We start from the raw sequence: 17050 nt of genomic DNA on the forward strand, positions 1-17050 counted from the left end.
CTCCTTTCTCCTCCACCTCCATTCCTCCTCATCGCCGGAGGGCCCATGGGCCAGGAAAGTCCGCCTCCGCTTCTGCGGATGCGGGGGATCGTGAAGCAGTTCCCGGGCGTGCGCGCCCTCGACGGCGTCGACCTGGACGTGCGCGCGGGCGAGGTGCACTGCCTGCTCGGCCAGAACGGTGCGGGCAAGTCCACCCTCATCAAGATCCTGGCCGGGGCGTACCGGCCGGACGAAGGCGAGATCGACTTCGCGGGGGCCCCGGCGCGCTTCGCCGACCCGACGGCGGCGATGCGCGCCGGGATCGCGACCATCTACCAGGAGCTCGACCTGGTGGACGGCCTGTCGGTCGCCGACAACATCTTCCTCGGCCACGAGCGCGCCGCGTTCGGCTTCACCCGCCGGGGCGACGCCGAACGGGCCGCGCGCGAGCTGCTGGCCGGGCTCGGGCACCCGGAGATCCCGCCGCGCCGCGAGGCCGGGCGGCTGCCCGCCGCCGGCCAGCAGGTGGTCAGCATGGCGCGGGCCCTCTCGCACGACGCGCGGCTCATCGTCATGGACGAGCCGTCCGCGGCGCTCGCCCACGACGAGGTCGACAACCTCTTCCGCATCATCCGCGAGCTCACCGCCAAGGGCGTCGCCGTCGTCTACATCTCCCACCGGCTGGAGGAGATCCGCGAGATCGGGGACCGGGTGACCGTGCTCAAGGACGGCCGGGCCGTCGCGGGCGACCTCGACGCCAAGACGACGCCGACCAGCCGGATCGTGTCGCTGATGACCGGCCGCGACATCGAGTACGTCTTCCCCGAGCGCCCCGGCGAGAACGCAGGCAAGGAGGTGCTCAAGGTCGAGAACCTCGGCCTCGCGGGCTCCTTCGAGGACGTCTCGTTCAGCGTCCGCGCGGGCGAGATCGTCGGCCTCGCGGGACTGGTCGGCGCGGGCCGCTCGGAGATCCTGGAAGCGATCTACGGCGCGCGGCGCCCGACGTCCGGCCGCGTGCTGATGGAGGGCCGCCCGGTCCGTCCCGGCGACACCGGCGCGGCCGTGAAGCGCGGCATGGGCCTGGCGCCGGAGGAGCGCAAGAGCCAGGCCCTGCTCCTGAACGAGTCGATCGCCGCCAACATCAGCCTCGCCGGGCTCGGCCGCTATGCCACGGCCGGCTGGCTGGACCGGCGCCGCGAGCAGGCCGAGGCCACCGAGCAGATCGAGTCCCTCGACATCCGGCCGCACGACCCGCGCCGCGCCGTCGCGACCCTGTCCGGCGGCAACCAGCAGAAGGTCGTCCTCGCGCGCTGGCTGCTGAACGGCCGCCGCCTGCTGATCCTCGACGAGCCCACGCGCGGCGTGGACGTCGGCGCCCGCGCCGAGCTGTACGGCGTGATCCGAAGGCTGGCCGACGACGGCATCGCGGTGCTGCTGGTCTCCAGCGAGGTCCCCGAGGTGCTCGGCCTCGCCGACCGCGTCCTGGTCGTCCGCGAGGGACGGCTCATCCACGAGGCGCCCGCCGGCGACCTCGACGAACCCAGCGTCCTGAACATGCTCATGGAGGGCTCCGCCCTATGAACCCCGCGACCTCCCTCAAGAACGTGAAGAACCCGCTGCAGGGCCGCATGGGCGAGATCCACCACCTCGGGCTGGTGGCCGCGCTGGTGATCCTGGCGATCATCGGGGTGATCACCGAGCCGGACAACTTCGCCACCTCCGGCAACGTGGTCGGCATCCTCGCGCTCGCCGCGACGATCGGCGTCATCACCGTCGGCATGACGTTCGTGATCATCGGCGGCGGCATCGACCTGTCGGTCGGCGCGGTCATGGCGCTGGCCTCGGTGTGGGCGACCACGGTCGCCACCCAGTCGTACGGGCCGTGGGTGATGGCGCTCTGCGCGGTCCTCGTCGGCACCGGCGCGGGCGTGGTGAGCGGCCTGCTCATCTCCTACGGGCGGATGGTCCCGTTCATCGCCACCCTCGCCATGCTCGTCGCCGCGCGCGGCCTCGCGCAGCGCATGTCCGACCGCAAGACCCAGCTCATCAAGCCCGAGAACGACGCCATCCAGTCGCTGTCCACCACCAAGGTCCTCGGGCTGCCGCTGGTGGTCTACATCTTCGCGGCGGTCGGGGTGGCGGGCTGGATCCTGCTGAACCGCACCACGTTCGGCCGCCGCACCTTCGCGGTCGGCGGCAACCCCGAGGCGGCCCGGCTCGCGGGCATCAACGTGCGGCGCCACACCGTGCTGCTGTACGCGCTGTCCGGCCTCTGCTGCGGCATCGCCGCGATCATCATCATGGCCCGCACCACCACCGGCTCCAGCACCCACGGAGACCTGTACGAGCTGGACGCGATCGCCGCCGTCATCATCGGCGGCACGCTGCTCACCGGCGGACGCGGCACGCTCCTGGGCTCGATCCTCGGCGTCCTCGTCTTCACCCTCATCACCAACCTGTTCATCCTGAACGGCCTGCAGACCAGCGACCAGCTCATCGCCAAGGGCGTGATCATCGTGATCGCCGTCCTGCTGCAGCGCCGCGGCCTGCGCACCACCACATAGCCCTCTTGGAGTTCGTTCACCCACCCCTGGAGCACGTCATGACCGCACGCACCCCCAGCCGCCGGGGAATCCTCTTCGGCGGAGCGATGATCGGCGCGGGCACGCTCGCCGCCGCCTGCACCAGCAACGACGAGAAGGACCCCGCGCCCGCCGCCAACATCAGCGCCGCGGGCGGCGACAACGACAAGCCGGGCAAGAAGGTGACGCTCGGGTTCTCCGCGCCCGCCGCCGACCACGGCTGGATCGCAGCCATCGCCAAGAACGCGCAGGCACAGGCCAAGCAGTACTCCGACGTCACGTTCAAGGCAGTCGAGCCGACCAACGACATCAACCAGCAGATCTCCGCGGTCGAGTCGCTGATCTCGGCGAAGGTCGACGCGCTGGTGCTGCTGCCGAACGACGGCGGCCAGCTGAACCAGGTGGCGCGCAAGGCGATGGACGCGGGCATCCCGGTCGTCAACCTGGACCGGGTCTTCCCCGACAAGCTCTCGTACCGCAACTGGATCGGCGGCGACAACTACGGCATGGGCGTCGCCGCCGGGAACTACGTCGGCAAGCGGCTGAAGGAGAAGGGCGTCGCCAAGCCGGTCATCGTCGAGATCCAGGGCATCGCGACGCTGCCGCTCACGCAGGACCGCAGCAAGGGCTTCGCCGACGCGCTGAAGGCGCACGGATTCACGGTGACGGCCAAGCAGGACGCCAAGTTCACCGTCGAGTCGGGCAACCAGGTCGCCACGAACCTGCTGTCGGCGCACAAGAAGATCGACGCGCTCTGGAACCATGACGACGACCAGGGCGTGGGCGTGCTCGCGGCCATCAAGCAGGCCGGACGGAAGGAGTTCTTCATGGTGGGCGGAGCCGGTTCGGCGAACGCCATGCGCGAGATCAAGTCGGGGGGCGTGCTGGAGGCGACGGTGACCTACAGCCCCACGATGGCGGGATCGGCCATCAAGGTCGCCCGGCTGATCGCGCAGGGCCGCGGGTTCAGCGACCTGGTCGAGCAGGAGGTGCCGCAGTCCATCACGCTGGCCTCCGAGACGATCACCAAGCAGAACGTGGACCGCTACCTGCCGCTCGGCTTCGAGTCCTGATGGCGGCGCTCGGGGAGAACGCGCCCGGTCTCGGGATCGGCATGGTCGGTTACGCCTTCATGGGGCGTGCCCACTCCCATGCGTGGCGGAGCGTCGGGCCGTTCTTCGATCCGCCGCTGCGGCCGGAGATGACCGCGCTGGCGGGCCGGAACGCCGCGAAGGTGCAGGGCGCCGCCCGTGAGCTCGGCTGGGCGTCGACGGAGACCGACTGGAAGGCGCTGCTGCGCCGCGACGACATCGGCCTGATCGACATCTGCACGCCCGGTGACGGGCACGCCGAGATCGCCATCGCGGCGCTGGACGCGGGCAAGCACGTGCTGTGCGAGAAGCCGCTCGCCAACAGCGTCGCCGAGGCCGAGGCGATGGTGGCGGCGGCGGACCGGGCCAGGGAACGCGGCGTGCGGTCCATGGTCGCCTTCAACTACCGGCGGGTGCCCGCGATCGCGCTGGCGCGCCGGCTGGTCGCCGAGGGGCGCCTTGGAACGATCCGGCACGTACGGGCGCAGTACCTGCAGGACTGGCTCGCCGACCCCGGCGCGCCGTGGACCTGGCGGATGGACAAGGAACGTGCCGGATCGGGCGCGCTCGGCGACATCGCCGCGCACATCATCGACACGACCCAGTTCGTCACCGGCCAGCAGATCACCGATGTCTCCGCGCTGCTGCGGACGTTCGTCCACGAGCGCCCGCACGACGGCGGCACACGCCCGGTGACCGTGGACGACGCGGCGCTGTTCATCGGGCGCACGAGCGGCGGGGCGACCGCCTCGTTCGAGGCGACGCGCTTCGCCACCGGGCGCAAGAACTCGCTGCGCATCGAGCTCAACGGCTCACAGGGCAGCCTGGCGTTCGACCTGGAGTCGCTGAACGAGCTGTGGTTCCACGACGCCGCCGAGGACTCGCTGACCGGGGGCTTCCGGCGGATCCTGGTCACCGAGGCGGAGCACCCCTACATGGCGGCGTGGTGGCCGCCCGGCCACATCATCGGCTACGAGCACACCTTCACCCATGAGATCGCCGACCTGCTCACGGCGATCGCGGGCGGCACCGACCCGAGCCCCTCGTTCGCCGACGGGCTCCAGGTCCAGCGGGTCCTCGCGGCCGTCGCGGAGAGCGCGGAGACCGGAACGTGGAGGACCACATGAGACCCGTCACGCTGTTCACCGGCCAGTGGGCCGACCTGCCCTTCGAGGAGGTCTGCCGGCTCGCGTCGGGCTGGGGGTACGACGGGCTGGAGATCGCCTGCTGGGGCGACCACTTCGAGGTCGACAAGGCGCTCGCCGACGACTCCTACATCCCGCGCAAGCTGGAGACGCTGGCCAAGCACGACCTGAAGGTGTGGACGATCTCCAACCACCTTCTCGGCCAGGCGGTCTGCGACCACCCGATCGACGAGCGCCACCAGGCGATCCTGCCCGCCCGGATCTGGGGCGACGGGGAGCCCGAGGGCGTGCGGCAGCGGGCGGCGCGCGAGATGGAGGACACGGCGCGGGCCGCCGCCCGCCTCGGCGTGAGCACGGTCGTCGGCTTCACCGGCTCGTCGATCTGGCACACGGTCGCGATGTTCCCGCCGGTGCCCGAGTCGATGATCGAACGCGGGTACGCCGACTTCGCCGCCCGCTGGAACCCGATCCTCGACGTGTTCGACGAGGTCGGGGTGCGGTTCGCGCACGAGGTGCACCCGAGCGAGATCGCCTACGACCACTACACGACCGAGCGGACGCTGGAGGCGATCGGCCACCGGCCCGCGTTCGGCCTCAACTGGGACCCGTCGCACATGATGTGGCAGGACATCGACCCGGTGAACTTCCTCGCCGACTTCGCCGATCGGATCTACCACGTGGACTGCAAGGACACCAAGATCCGGGCGCGCGACGGGCGCCGGGGGCGGCTGTCCTCGCACCTGCCGTGGGCCGACCTGCGCCGGTCCTGGGACTTCGTGTCGACCGGCCGCGGCGACGTGCCGTGGGAGGACTGCTTCCGCGCGCTGAACGCGATCGGCTACGACGGGCCGATCTCGATCGAGTGGGAGGACGCGGGCATGGACCGGCTCCAGGGCGCCCCCGAGGCCCTGGAGTTCGCCCGCGCGCTGAACTCCATCACGCCGCCCACCGCCTCGTTCGACTCGGCCTTCGGCGGTGACGGGTAGGCGGCGTCGCGGTGACGGCTAGCGGCGTCGCGGTGACGGGTAGGCGGCGTCGCGGCGACGGCTAGGCGGCGTCGTGGCGACGGGCGGGTCAGACCCTGAAGTCGGCGAAGTCGAAGCCGGGGGAGACCACGCAGCTGACGAGGACCTCCTCGCCCGCGGCGGGCCGTGCGGCTTGCCAGAATCCGGCCGGGACGAGGGCCTGGGGGACCTCGTCGCGCTCGACGTCCGCGCCCAGCGTGATCTTCCCCTCGGCGCCCGGCCGTTCGCCGGACCCGCCCAGCACGAGCGTCAGCGGGCCGCCGCGGTGCCAGAGCCAGACCTCGTCGGACCGTACGACGTGCCAGACCGACTCCTCGCCGGGCGGCAGCAGGAAGTAGATCCCGGTGGCCGAGACGCGCTCGCCCGGGTAGCCGTCGGGCGTGAAGGCCGCCGACGTACGCCACGTCTCGCGGAACCAGCCGCCCTCGGGATGCGGGAGCAGGTCCAGCGCCTCGGCGGTGGCGGGCCGGTCGAGCAGCGCGACGTGCCGCCCGTGCGGGGCGCGCCGCGCGTACCGGACCCGCCCCGCCTGCGAACGGTCGATCACCCCGCGCGGGGCGGTGTCCATCTCGACCGCGAGGACCTGGCCCTCGGCGAAGACGTCGTCGGCGACCTGGAGGGCGTCGGCCGGATCGTCGGGGGCCCAGACGGCGCCCGCCTCCTCCAGCACGAACCTGGGCCCGGGCTGGTCGCGCCAGCCGTCGAGCGTGGTGAGCAGCAGCACCCTAGGAAGCCTAGCCCTGTGATCAGGCGACGGTGAGCACGATCTTCCCGGTGGCGCGGTTGGTCTCGCCGCGTTCGTGCGCCTTGGCCGCCTCCTCCAGGGGCAGCACGGTGTCGATCTCGGCGCGCAACCGTCCCTCGGCGGCCAGCGCGGCGATCTCGCGCATCGCGTACTGGTCGGGCTCGACGAGCATCCGCTCCCACTTCACGCCGCGCGCGTCGGCGTCCAGGTCGGGCGTCTGGCGGCCCGCGATCGAGACCAGCGAGCCGCCCCGGCGCAGGACGATCAGCGACCGCTCGGCGTAGTCGCCGCCGATCGTGTCGAGGACGATGTCCAGATCCTGGACGGCCTCCGCGAAGTCGGTCGTGCGGTAGTCGATCAGTTCGTCGGCGCCCAGGCCGCGCAGCAGCTCGTGCTTGGGCGCGCTCGCGGTGCCGATCACGTGCGCCCCACGCGCCTTGGCGATCTGCACGGCCAGGTGCCCGACGCCTCCGGCGGCCGCGTGGATCAGCACCCGGTGCCCCTCCCGTACGCCCGCGACCTCGACGAGGGCCTGCCAGGCGGTCAGCGCGGCGAGCGGGAGCGCACCGGCCTGAACGTGATCGATGTTGGCGGGCTTGCGGGCGAAGTAGCGCGAGGGCGCCACCACGTACTCGGCGTGCGAGCCCACGCCCTCCGGGTACTTCAGCATGCCGAAGACCTCGTCGCCCGGCTTGTGCAGCGTGACGCCGAACCCGACCTCCTCGACCACGCCGGACACGTCCCAGCCGAGCACGAACGGCGGATCGCCAAGGAAGATCTTGTGGGCGCGGTGCTTCCAGTCGGTCGGGTTCACCCCGGCCGCGTGCACCCGCACGAGGACCTCGGTGGGGCCGGGCGTGGGCTTTTCCACCTCGACCAGCTTCAGAACCTCCGGGCCGCCGAGGACGTCCTGGCTGATGGCGCGCATGATCTCTCCTTAACCGTTGAACGGGACGAGATCAGCCTGCGCGATGAGGCCGGGCCGCCGACAGTGGCCGGATCGCCAAGAAGTGAAAGGATCCGGCCAACCCTGGTGGCCGGATCACTGGGGATCACTCCATCTCGGAGAGGCGCGCCGGGTCGAAGCCGATCGGGAACGGGTGCTCGGTGGCGAGCTCGTCGCCCGCCTTCACCTTGTGCCGCACGCGGTACCGGCCCGAGTCCAGCTCCAGGGCCGTCACCTTCGGGCGCGGCTCCAGGTCGATGATCCAGTAGTGCTGGATGCCGATCTTCGCGTACTCGTTCACCTTGGTCACCCGGTCGCTGATCTCGCTGCCGGTGCGCGGCGACACGACCTCGGCCACGAACAACAGGTCGGGCCCGTAGTAGGTGCGGCGGGTGCGGCTCTCCAGCGCGGTCCGCGCGACGTCCCGGCTCACCACGAAGACGTCGGGCTTGCGCACCCCGGCCGGGGTGGTGACGTCCTGCGGCAGCCCGGCCACGTGCAGGTCGGCGCCGTCCTGCCGGACCGCGTTCTTGAGGATGGTCTTCAGCACCTCGGCCGCGTTGTCGTGCCACATGTCGCCGGGCAGCTCGGTCAGCCAGCCGTCGGCGAGCTCGTGCCGACGGCCGTTGTCCGGCATCGCGTCCAGGTCGTAGAGCGTGTACGGGCCATGAGCGTGGCCCACGGAGGTCCCCACGAGATCAGAATCTAGCGAAGATCCCCAGGCCGGGGCCGGAGGCGGCGCCGGGCGCGTCGGGGGGCGGCCGGGGGCGGCCGGGGGCGGCCGGGGGCGGCCGGGGTGTCGGCCGACTGAGGCTTTTTGCACATATCTCTCGGATTACGAGGGGGAGCCGAGTTAAGATACATCTCGTTCTTCCTCGAAGGAGAGATGCGATGAGCGTCGAGCGGACCAGGCCGGCCGTGCGCGCCTCGGACAAGGACCGGGACGACGTCCTCGTGAGGCTGCACACCGCCTATGCCGAGGGCAGGCTGACCGAGGGCGAGCTGGACGAGCGCATCGATCTCGTGCTGGCCTCCCGTACCCAGGAGGACCTGGACCGGCTGTCCGCCGACCTTCCCACGGGCGCGGCCGACGCCGTCGACGCGGCACCCTCCGCGAGCGGGCTGGAACGCTCCGGGTTCGGCAGCCGCTTCCAGCTGGCCTACAAGGACCACGTCCGCCGCGTCGGCCGGTGGTTCGTGCCGCAGCGCTACACGTCGGTCATCTACAAGGGCGGCGCCGTGCTCGATCTGCGCACCGCCGAGCTGGAGAGCCCGATCACCTCCATCCGGGTGCTCGCCTACAAGTCCACGGTCGAGATCCTGGTGCCCGCCGGCGCCCGCGTCATCGCCGGAGGCGTCGGGGTCTCCACCGACGTGCACGGCGCGACCGACGGCGGACCCGTCATCCACGTGCAGGGATTCGCGTACAAGGGCAGGATCGAAGCAAAGGATCATCCTGCGCGCCCCTGAGGTGATATGAACGCTCCCGCAGCCTGAAATGGCTGCCGATCGAACCGATGTCCGCACAGAGACGGAAGTGGCGCGGTTTGATGGTGGTCATCGCAATGGCGAAGGAGCGCGTGTGACGGCGAGGACCCCTGAACTCTCGGGTCCGCAGGGCTCACGGCAGACCCGGCGGCGGCTGAGCCTCCAAGCGTCCCCCTCCGGCGGTGGCTCTCCGTGGGCGAAGTCGCACGAGGCGTGGCGCCGTTCCGGCGTGGCCTGGGAGAACGCCGGCGACGACGCCGCCGCCCCCCTGGACCTCGACCCCGTGACCAGAACGCGCACGCGGCCGACCGTTCACCTCATCGCCGAGCCCGACCCCACCCCCGCGCCCGCGCCGAGGAAGAGGGCGCGCTCGGCGGCCGGGAAGACGCCCGCGAAGACCTCGGCCGCGCCCGAGCAGACGGCTGCGGCGCCTGGGAAGGCACGGCCTGCGCGGTCGGCGCCGCGGGTGCGGGTGCCGGTCGTGTTGAAGGTGCCGAGCGGGCGGGCCGTGCTGGCGCTCGGGGTCGGCGGCGTGCTGGTGGTCGGGTTCGCGGTGTACGCGGTGACCGGCGACGAGGACGAGGGGCGCGCGGCGGCGACGCCGGGAGCGCTCCCGGCCGGTGCGATCTTCGCGGTCGACCCGGCGGCCTCTACCGACGGGCTCACCCAGCAGCTCACCACGGTCGCGGCGGCCGGCGGCACGGTCGTCGCCGCCGGAGCCGAGGCGGCGGCGGACGGCGGCGCCAGGCGGGCGCGCGCCGAGTTCCTGTGGTCCGGCGACCGCGGCCAGACCTGGCGGCTCGGCCGGGTGCGCGCGGCCGACGGCTCCGAGCCGGCCCCCGGCGAACGACCCCGCCTGCTGGCGGGCGGGCCGGGCGCGTGGGTGGCGATCGGCGCCGGAACGTCCGAGACGCCGGTGTGGACCAGCACCGACGCCAAGACCTGGACCCGGCAGGCGCCCGGCACCGGCGCGGCCTTCGGCCCGACCGACCGGGTCGCCTCCGTTACCCGTACCGCCACCGGCTTCGTCGCGGTCGGCTCCACCTCGCCCAGCGGCCGGTTCACCGGCGACGGGCGCGGCGTGGTGTGGACGTCGGCGGACGGGCGCGGCTGGCAGCGCGCCGACCACCTGAGCGACGCCACGATCGCGGGCCTGGACCGGGTCGCGGCCAGCGGGAACCTCGTCGTCGCGCACGGCTCGTTCCGCAAGACGGTGACCAAGACCGTCGAGCGCAAGGGCAAGAAGCGCACGACCGACCAGACCGTCCGCGGCGACGCCATCTGGCGTTCGGCCGACGGCGGCCGCACCTGGACCTGGGTGAACGTACCGCAGGGGCAGGGCTCGTACGGGCCGATCAAGGGCGTGGTCGCCGGTCCGGGCGGCTTCTTCCTCGCACGTGAGGGCCGCCGCACCACCGGTAGCAAGAAGCACCGCAGAACCGAACGCTACGGGGTGGTCCTCGGCTCGGCCGACGGCTCCTCGTGGTCGCCCTACGGCCAGGTCGGCGCCCCGCAGTACACGGGCGTCGCCGCGATCGGCGGCTCGCCCGCCGGCCTCGCCGTACTGGTCTCGGGCAAGGACGACCAGAACGCCGTGCTGCGCAGCGCCGAGGGCCGCATGTGGCAGCCGAGCGCCGAGTCGGGCGGCAAGGGAACCGTCGCGAGCGGCCTCACGGTGGTGGACGGCGGCGCGCCGGTGCTCGCCGGACGGCGCGGAGAGAACGCCTACCTCTCGCTCCTCGGCCAGCCCGTCGATCTCACCAAGGTCCCCGACTTCGTCCGTCCGGAACGTACCGTCACGGCCCTGGCGCCGGGCGCGGGCGGCCGCACGGTCGCGGTCGGCAGCACCAACGGCGACGCGGTGGCCTGGACCGGCGGCGGCACCGCCTGGACGCGAGCCCAGGGCCCCTCCCTCGGCCCGGGACGGCTCGGCGACGTCGCGTACGGTTCGCAGGGGTGGCTCGCGGTCGGCGACACGGGCGTGAAGAACGGCGGCAAGGCACTGGTCGCGACGTCGGCCGATGGCTCATCGTGGCAGAAGGCGCCGGTCCCGGGCGACGGGGCGCCGGTGGCGTCAACCGCCGGAACGGGCGGCTACGTCGCCGTCGGCAGGGACGGGGACTCGGCCGCCGTCTGGCAGTCGCCCGACCTGCGCCGCTGGATCCGCGGCGGCAACGCCGGGCGCGGCGACCTCGACGGCGGCGCCTGGATGAACGACGTGACCGCCCTGACCGGCACGGGCAAGGGATTCGTCGCGGTCGGCGGGCGCAAGGCGGGCGAGGGGCGCGTCCGGCCCGCCGCCTGGACCTCGCCGGACGGCGTGCGGTGGACCGCCGCCGCGCAGCCCCCCGTTCCGCCCGGCATGAGCGCGGGCGGGTTCGACCAGGTGGCGGCGCGCGGCGGGCTCCTGGTGGCCACGGGCTCGGGAGGAGCGCCGTTCGTCGGCGTCTCGGCCGACGGCGGCAGGACGTGGCGTGCGGCGGTCCCGACCGGCGCGCCCCAGGCGACCGTGCTCACCGGCGTCGTCGCCACCGCCAAGAGCTTCCTGGTGGCGGGCGTCGCGGGCGCGCCGGGACGCCAGGACGTCGCGCTGTGGACCTCGCAGGACGGCATCGCCTGGCGGCAGGCGCCCGTGCGCGGCGGCGGCCTCGACGGGCCGGGCGACCAGCGCCTCACGGCGCTCGCCGCCACGGGGAACGACGTGACCGCGGCGGGGCTCACCGCGGACTACCGCGGCGAGACCCCGACGCTGTGGCGGACGACGGCTCCCTGAGCCGTCCGTTGTCACGTGCTCGGTCGTTACGCGCTTGGTCGATGCGCGTTCGGATGATGCGCGTTCGGATGATGCGCGCTAGCCGTTACAGCCGCAGGAACATCCCTTCGGGCATGAACAGCTACCGCCGTGTCCACAACTGCATCCACCTTTAGCCATGTTCGGAACGTACCTCCGTGATGACTCGGCGACTATGGCCCGGGCGCGAGGTTCGGCTCACGCGCCCTGTCTATCGGTTCGCTATCGGTGCGCTATCCGTGAATGTGCAGATCGACTCCGAGCAGGATGAGGAACCACAGGAAGATCGCCAGCAGCGCGCTGCCGATGCGCCGGAGCAGGTCGGCGTACAGATAGCCGCGATCCCACGCGACGAATACGCCGATGACGATGTAGATCAGCCAGAACCAGCTGAAGCTCGTGCGGAATCTATGTGCCATGGTGGGCGGCTCCTCCCGAAGCGGGGGTGAGTGTCGCCCGAGCGGTGCCCGCCCCGGTCAGGGAAAAACGACCGGTGCCATTCGGTACCGTTCTGCGCCGATTCTTCGGCCTTCCCTAATTCAGGTAGTGGATTCGTCACGCTCGCACCGGCCGGGGCCGCCGCACGCCTACTTCGCCGAGAAGTCGATCCGCACGAGCGAGGGATCGTGGTCGCCCGCCCGGTCCGCGAAGTCGGAGGCGCGGTGGACGATGTCGTACTCGTGCTTGCGGCGGCTGAGGTCCGGGCTCAGCAGGATGTGGTCGAGCGCCCCGGCCGGGGCCGTGTAGCGGTCCTTGGCGGGCACCTCGGCGGGCAGGTCCCGCAGGCCGGTGTCCTGGGTGAGCATCCGCAGCGGCTCGGTCGACTCGGTCTCGTTGAGGTTCCCCGCCACGATCACGTCGGCGTTCTTGTCGGCCGCACGGATCGACTTCACGAACCCGGCGACGACGCGGGCCTGCGGCTCGCGCTGCCACGCGGTGGGCCGCGCCGGGGGCTGGAAGCGGCCGAAGTCGGGCTGGTCGTCGCTGGTCCGCGGCGACCAGTGGTTGGCGATGATGATGATCCGCCTGCCCTGCCAGGTCACCTCGCCCGCGACCGGCTTGCGCGTTCCGGCCCAGGCGGGGTCGGTCGGCGCGACCCGTCCGGGGCTCAGCGACAGGCGCACGCCCTTGCCCGCCCGTACGGCCTTGACCGGCGTGGCGGTGAGGTTCGGCCCGGTGTCGCCGTCGTCGCCCGAGGGGCCGTCGTCGGAGCCCTCGGCGGGTGAGTCGACGAACGACAACCCGCGGTCGGTGCGGAAAAGGAAGCCGACCCGGTTGTTGCCGCCCTTCTCGCCGCCGTCGGACTTGTTGCGCGGGGTGATCGAGCGCCAGTCGTACGGCGGGCCGCCCGCGGCGCTGATCGCGGTGACCAGGTCGGCGACGGTCTGGTCGGCCACCACCGTGTCGTCGTCCTTGGCGCCGCTGTTGTCCAGCAGCCCGGAGACGGCGACGACGTCGGGCGACCGGAGGCCCTGCACGATGTCCCCGGCGTACGCGCGCAGCCGCGGTGCGGGGGTGTCGGGGCTGAAGTTCTCCAGCGCCACCGTCGCGACCGCGAGCTCGCCCGGTTTCGGCGCCCGGGTGGCCTCGGGGGCCAGCCCGCCGCGTTCGGCGCGCGGGGTGGCGGTGAGCAGGAGCTTGAACGTTCCGAAGCCGTAGTCCAGCACACCGTCGGCCGGGCCGGGCAGCCGGTCGCCGGTGCTCACCGGAGGGAGGGCGGCCAGCCCGTCGTCGAGGACGATCCGGCGGGTGTCGTCGGGGGCGGCGCCGAGGCGCTGCCCGCCCTTGCCGCCCTCGGGGATCACCGGGACCTCACCGTCCTGGGTGGGGCCCGCCGCGACGGCGTTCTGGACCCGGACGCGCATGCCCTCCAGCGACTCGTAGAAGTCGAGTGCGTTGCGGGCGGGGTCGAAGCCGCCCTTGGTCTCGATGTCGCCCAGGCGGCCGGTGTTGATCGCGCCGGGCGCCCTGCGGCCCTTCGGCCCGATGAGGATCGGGGCCGGGAGGGGCCGGCCGTGCGCGAGCACTGCGGTCCTGGTCGCGTCGATCTCCGTACGGCTCAGGTTCGCGGTCTTGGAGCCGCCGGGACGGAACTCGCTGACCTTGCCCTCGACCTTCACCGAGTCCGCCACGACGGCGGTCGGACGGGTGCGCGTGAAGACGAAGACGCCCTCGGAGGTGGCGTCGTTCTTGTCGGGGGAGGGGTCCTGCATCCAGAAGCCGTTGCCGGTGACCGCGGTGACGATCCCGGCGACGCCCGTGACGTGCCTGCCGTTCAGCGGCGATCTGTGCGCAGCGCCCTGCACGTCCCGGATCCGTACGGTCGCGGCCTCGGCGGTCGGGCCGAGCGGGAGGGCAGCGAGGGGGAGCGCGATGATCGCCCCGGCGACAAGCCTGGCAAACACGGAGAAAGAATGGCATGGCAGGGCGATCTGCGCGACCGCCCCGCCATGTCGTTTTGTGCTCGTTCCGGCTGTGCTCGTTCCGGCTGTGCTCGTTCCGGCTGTGCTCGTTCCGGCTGTGCTCGTTCCGGCTGTGCTCGTTCCGGCTGTGCTCGTTCCGGCTGTGCTCGTTCCGGCTCGGCCGGGTCCTAGTCGAACAGGACGACCTGGCGGATCTGCTCGCCGCTGTTCAGCGCCTGCACCGCGTCGTTCAGGTCCTCGAAGCGGATCCGGCGGGTGATCAGGCTGTCGATGTCCAGCCGGCCGGCCCGCCACAGGTCCACGAACATCGGGATGTCGCGCTTCAGGTCGCAGCCGCCGTAGAGCGAGGCCTTGAGGCTCTTGCCCTCGAACAGCAGCGAGAACGCGCTCTGCTGCCAGTTGTCGTCCGCCGCGCCCGCGCCGACCACGATCACGTCGCCGCCGCGCCGGGTGACGCCCCACGCGGTCTGGATCGCCGCGGACTTGCCGACGACCTCGAAGACGTAGTCGAAGCCCTGGCCCAGCGTCAGCAGGCCGTTGGTCTCGTCCAGGTTCTCCAGCGTCGCGGTGTGCGTCGCGCCGAACTGCTTGGCGATCGGGTGCTTGGCCTCGTTCGGGTCGATGGCGAGGATCGTCGAGGCGCCCGCGATCTTGGCGCCCTGGATCACGCTCAGCCCGACGCCGCCCGCGCCGACCACGGCGACCTTGGAGCCCGGCTTGACCTTGGCGGTGTTGATGGCCGCGCCCACCCCGGTCGGGATGCCGCAGCCGAGCAGCGCCGCGTACTCGAACGGCACGTCCTCGGCGACCTTGATCACGCCCTGGAACGGCACGATGATCTCTTCGGCCCAGGTGCCGCAGCCCGCCATGCCGAACACCGGCCCGGCGTCGCTGGTGAAGCGGGCCTCGGTGAAGGTCGCGCCGATGAAGGCCATGCACAGGTACGGCTCACCGCGCAGGCACTCGGGGCACTTCCCGCAGTCCGGGCTCCAGTTGACGACCACGTGGTCGCCCACCTGGACGTTGGTCACATGGGCGCCGACCTCGGTGACGACGCCGGCGCCCTCGTGCCCGAGCACGACCGGGATCGGCATCGGGAGCACGCCGGTCATGACCGAGAGGTCGGAGTGGCAGACCCCGGTCGCCTTGATCGAAACCTTGACCTGGTCGGGACCGGCGTCGACGGTGCCGACGTCGTCGCGCAGGTCGAGTTCGGTGTCGCCGACCGCATGCAGGACCGCGGCACGTGCCATGGCTGCCTCCACATCGAGGTGAGGGCGCACACGGCGCCCGGGGGTGGGTTACTCGTCGAGCGTGAGCGCGGCCTTCGGGCAGGAACGCACCGCGTGGCGGACACGGTCCAGCTGGTCCGCGGGGGGCTCGGGCTGGAGGATGGTGAGTTCGTCGTCGTCGTTCAGGTCGAAGACCTCGGGCGCCAGCCCGACGCAGACCGCGTTGGCCTCGCACACCAGCGGATCGACACTTACTCTCATCGCTGTTTCGTTCCTTTCACGTGAGCTTGCGGTGGTCCCACGAGGCGACGCGAACAGGTTCTACGAGGTAGGCATGGCGCTTGGCAGCGGTGGCCTCCACGAAGGGCGCGATCGCGTCGTCATCGGTGAGGTCCATCATGCGCCGGACCACTTCGCTGCCAACATACCGAACCCGGTTCGGATCGGTCACTACTTCGGCACGGCCGTAAATCAGCGCGCCGCTCAGCTCGAAGTAGTCCTCGCCGGCCTCGATCAGGCAGGTCACGCGGGGATCCCGCGCGATGTTGCGCGCCTTCTGCGAGGACCGGTAGGTCCAGAACGCGATCTGCCCGTCGATGACCGCGTGGAACATGGTCACCATGTGCGGGGTGCCGTCCGGGTTGATCGTGCCCAGCTGCAGCTTGCGCTGGGTCCCGACCAGGGAGGTCACCTCGTCCTCGGACAATGCGATCTTGGTACGCTCGCTCACCGGAAAAGTAGAACACGTTTCAGTATGGCCCGGCAAGACTCGAGTCTCATCAATGTGGATCTCGGTTCGAGGGGTCGTTGGCCGGGGCATGTTCAAGGCCGGATAAAGTGCCCGCGGAGGAGATCGATGACTGAGACCATGGCGTCCACCTCGGCGGGGACGACCACCCCTGCCATGCCCCCCGACCTGCTGCGGTCCGCCCTGGCGGCCAAGGGCTTCATGCCGCCCGCCGAGGGCCGGGCGCTCTTCGAGACCGCCGCGCTGTACGGCGCGAACGGCCCGCTGCTTGAGGTCGGCTCGTACTGCGGCAAGTCCGCCATCTACCTGGGCGCCGCCGCCCGCCAGGCCGGTACGACCGTGATCACCGTCGATCACCACCACGGCTCGGAGGAGAACCAGTCGGGCTGGGAGCACCACGACCCGTCCCTGGTCGACCCCTGCACGGGCCGCATGGACACGCTGCCCGTCTTCCGCAAGAACATCGGCTCGGCGGGCCTGGAGGACGAGGTTGTCGCGATCGTGGGCCAGTCCCGCACCGTCGCGCGCTTCTGGCAGACCCCGCTGGCCCTGCTGTTCATCGACGGCGGCCACGCCGAGGAGTACGCCCAGGCCGACTACGAGGGCTGGGCCCCGTGGGTCCAGGTCGGCGGAGCCCTGGTCATCCACGACGTCTTCCCCGACCCCGCCGACGGCGGCCAGGCCCCGTTCCACGTCTACCAGCGCGCGATCGCCAGCGGCGCCTTCGAGGAACGCCGCGTGGAGGGCTCCCTGCGCGTCCTGGAACGCATTAACGACACCGACCCCCTCACCCCCGCCTGACCATGCACAACGCCGATCTTGCTCTGAGCGCCCTCAAACTCCCCATTTGAGGGC

The 17050-nt window shown here is 71.8% G+C and carries 16 protein-coding genes; 8 read left to right on the forward strand and 8 right to left on the reverse strand.

Features of this window, described 5'->3' with window-relative positions; genetic code table 11:
- Positions 1 to 78: 78 nt before the first annotated feature.
- The 5 genes from J4573_RS24950 to J4573_RS24970 are packed head-to-tail and all read left to right on the forward strand — an operon-like array spanning position 79 to position 5783.
- Positions 79 to 1560: a sugar ABC transporter ATP-binding protein gene (locus J4573_RS24950; RefSeq protein WP_243773524.1), complete on the forward strand. Its 1482-nt coding sequence runs from the start codon at positions 79 to 81 to the stop codon at positions 1558 to 1560.
- On the forward strand, positions 1557 to 2543 hold the full coding sequence (locus J4573_RS24955) for an ABC transporter permease (protein ID WP_208258255.1): 987 nt from the start codon (positions 1557 to 1559) through the stop codon (positions 2541 to 2543). Before J4573_RS24950 ends, J4573_RS24955 begins: the two co-directional genes overlap by 4 nt.
- A 38-nt stretch (positions 2544 to 2581) precedes the next feature.
- Positions 2582 to 3634, forward strand: a complete 1053-nt coding sequence (locus J4573_RS24960) for an ABC transporter substrate-binding protein (RefSeq protein WP_208258256.1) — start codon at positions 2582 to 2584, stop codon at positions 3632 to 3634.
- Positions 3634 to 4779 (forward strand): Gfo/Idh/MocA family protein, encoded by a 1146-nt coding sequence (locus J4573_RS24965; protein ID WP_208258257.1) that lies wholly within the window; start codon positions 3634 to 3636, stop codon positions 4777 to 4779. The genes J4573_RS24960 and J4573_RS24965 overlap by 1 nt, the downstream gene beginning before the upstream one ends.
- Positions 4776 to 5783, forward strand: coding sequence for a sugar phosphate isomerase/epimerase family protein (locus J4573_RS24970; RefSeq protein WP_208258258.1), 1008 nt, complete (start codon positions 4776 to 4778; stop codon positions 5781 to 5783). Before J4573_RS24965 ends, J4573_RS24970 begins: the two co-directional genes overlap by 4 nt.
- Before the next feature lie 88 nt (positions 5784 to 5871).
- On the opposite strand, the gene J4573_RS24975 is transcribed toward J4573_RS24970, so the two are convergent.
- From J4573_RS24975 to J4573_RS24985, 3 genes are all read right to left on the reverse strand, one after another.
- Positions 5872 to 6546, reverse strand: a complete 675-nt coding sequence (locus J4573_RS24975) for a cupin domain-containing protein (protein WP_372442884.1) — start codon at positions 6544 to 6546, stop codon at positions 5872 to 5874.
- A gap of 22 nt (positions 6547 to 6568) precedes the next feature.
- Positions 6569 to 7495: an NADP-dependent oxidoreductase gene (locus J4573_RS24980; RefSeq protein ID WP_208258259.1), complete on the reverse strand. Its 927-nt coding sequence runs from the start codon at positions 7493 to 7495 to the stop codon at positions 6569 to 6571.
- A gap of 124 nt (positions 7496 to 7619) precedes the next feature.
- On the reverse strand, positions 7620 to 8207 hold the full coding sequence (locus J4573_RS24985; RefSeq protein WP_307796859.1) for a Uma2 family endonuclease: 588 nt from the start codon (positions 8205 to 8207) through the stop codon (positions 7620 to 7622).
- Between the two features lie 197 nt (positions 8208 to 8404).
- On the opposite strand from J4573_RS24985, the gene J4573_RS24990 reads away from it, so the two are divergent.
- Both J4573_RS24990 and J4573_RS24995 read left to right on the forward strand, forming a co-directional pair.
- Positions 8405 to 8983 (forward strand): DUF1707 SHOCT-like domain-containing protein, encoded by a 579-nt coding sequence (locus J4573_RS24990; RefSeq protein ID WP_208258260.1) that lies wholly within the window; start codon positions 8405 to 8407, stop codon positions 8981 to 8983.
- 112 nt (positions 8984 to 9095) lie between these two features.
- The gene (locus tag J4573_RS24995) at positions 9096 to 11774 is read left to right on the forward strand and encodes a hypothetical protein (protein ID WP_208258261.1); all 2679 of its coding nucleotides are present in this window, start codon (positions 9096 to 9098) and stop codon (positions 11772 to 11774) included.
- A 251-nt stretch (positions 11775 to 12025) separates the two neighbouring features.
- Here J4573_RS24995 and J4573_RS25000 read toward each other — a convergent pair whose 3' ends face one another.
- The 5 genes from J4573_RS25000 to J4573_RS25020 form a co-directional block, all read right to left on the reverse strand.
- The gene (locus J4573_RS25000; protein WP_208258262.1) at positions 12026 to 12211 is read right to left on the reverse strand and encodes a hypothetical protein; all 186 of its coding nucleotides are present in this window, start codon (positions 12209 to 12211) and stop codon (positions 12026 to 12028) included.
- A 168-nt stretch (positions 12212 to 12379) separates the two neighbouring features.
- Positions 12380 to 14197 carry a DUF8508 domain-containing protein gene (locus J4573_RS25005; protein ID WP_243773525.1) on the reverse strand — a complete coding sequence of 606 codons (1818 nt, stop codon included), beginning with the start codon at positions 14195 to 14197 and terminating at the stop codon, positions 12380 to 12382.
- Between the two features lie 185 nt (positions 14198 to 14382).
- The gene (locus tag J4573_RS25010) at positions 14383 to 15468 is read right to left on the reverse strand and encodes a Zn-dependent alcohol dehydrogenase (RefSeq protein ID WP_208258263.1); all 1086 of its coding nucleotides are present in this window, start codon (positions 15466 to 15468) and stop codon (positions 14383 to 14385) included.
- Positions 15469 to 15516: 48 nt separating this feature from the next.
- Positions 15517 to 15708, reverse strand: coding sequence for a ferredoxin (locus tag J4573_RS25015; RefSeq protein WP_208258264.1), 192 nt, complete (start codon positions 15706 to 15708; stop codon positions 15517 to 15519).
- A 16-nt stretch (positions 15709 to 15724) separates the two neighbouring features.
- Positions 15725 to 16177, reverse strand: coding sequence for a pyridoxamine 5'-phosphate oxidase family protein (locus J4573_RS25020; protein ID WP_208258265.1), 453 nt, complete (start codon positions 16175 to 16177; stop codon positions 15725 to 15727).
- 126 nt (positions 16178 to 16303) lie between these two features.
- Between J4573_RS25020 and J4573_RS25025 the strand changes: the two genes are divergently transcribed.
- Positions 16304 to 16996 (forward strand): class I SAM-dependent methyltransferase, encoded by a 693-nt coding sequence (locus J4573_RS25025; protein ID WP_208258266.1) that lies wholly within the window; start codon positions 16304 to 16306, stop codon positions 16994 to 16996.
- Positions 16997 to 17050 lie beyond the last annotated feature (54 nt).

It is taken from the genome of Actinomadura barringtoniae, assembly GCF_017573505.1.
In the GTDB taxonomy this organism is placed as follows: Bacteria; Actinomycetota; Actinomycetes; order Streptosporangiales; family Streptosporangiaceae; genus Spirillospora; species Spirillospora barringtoniae.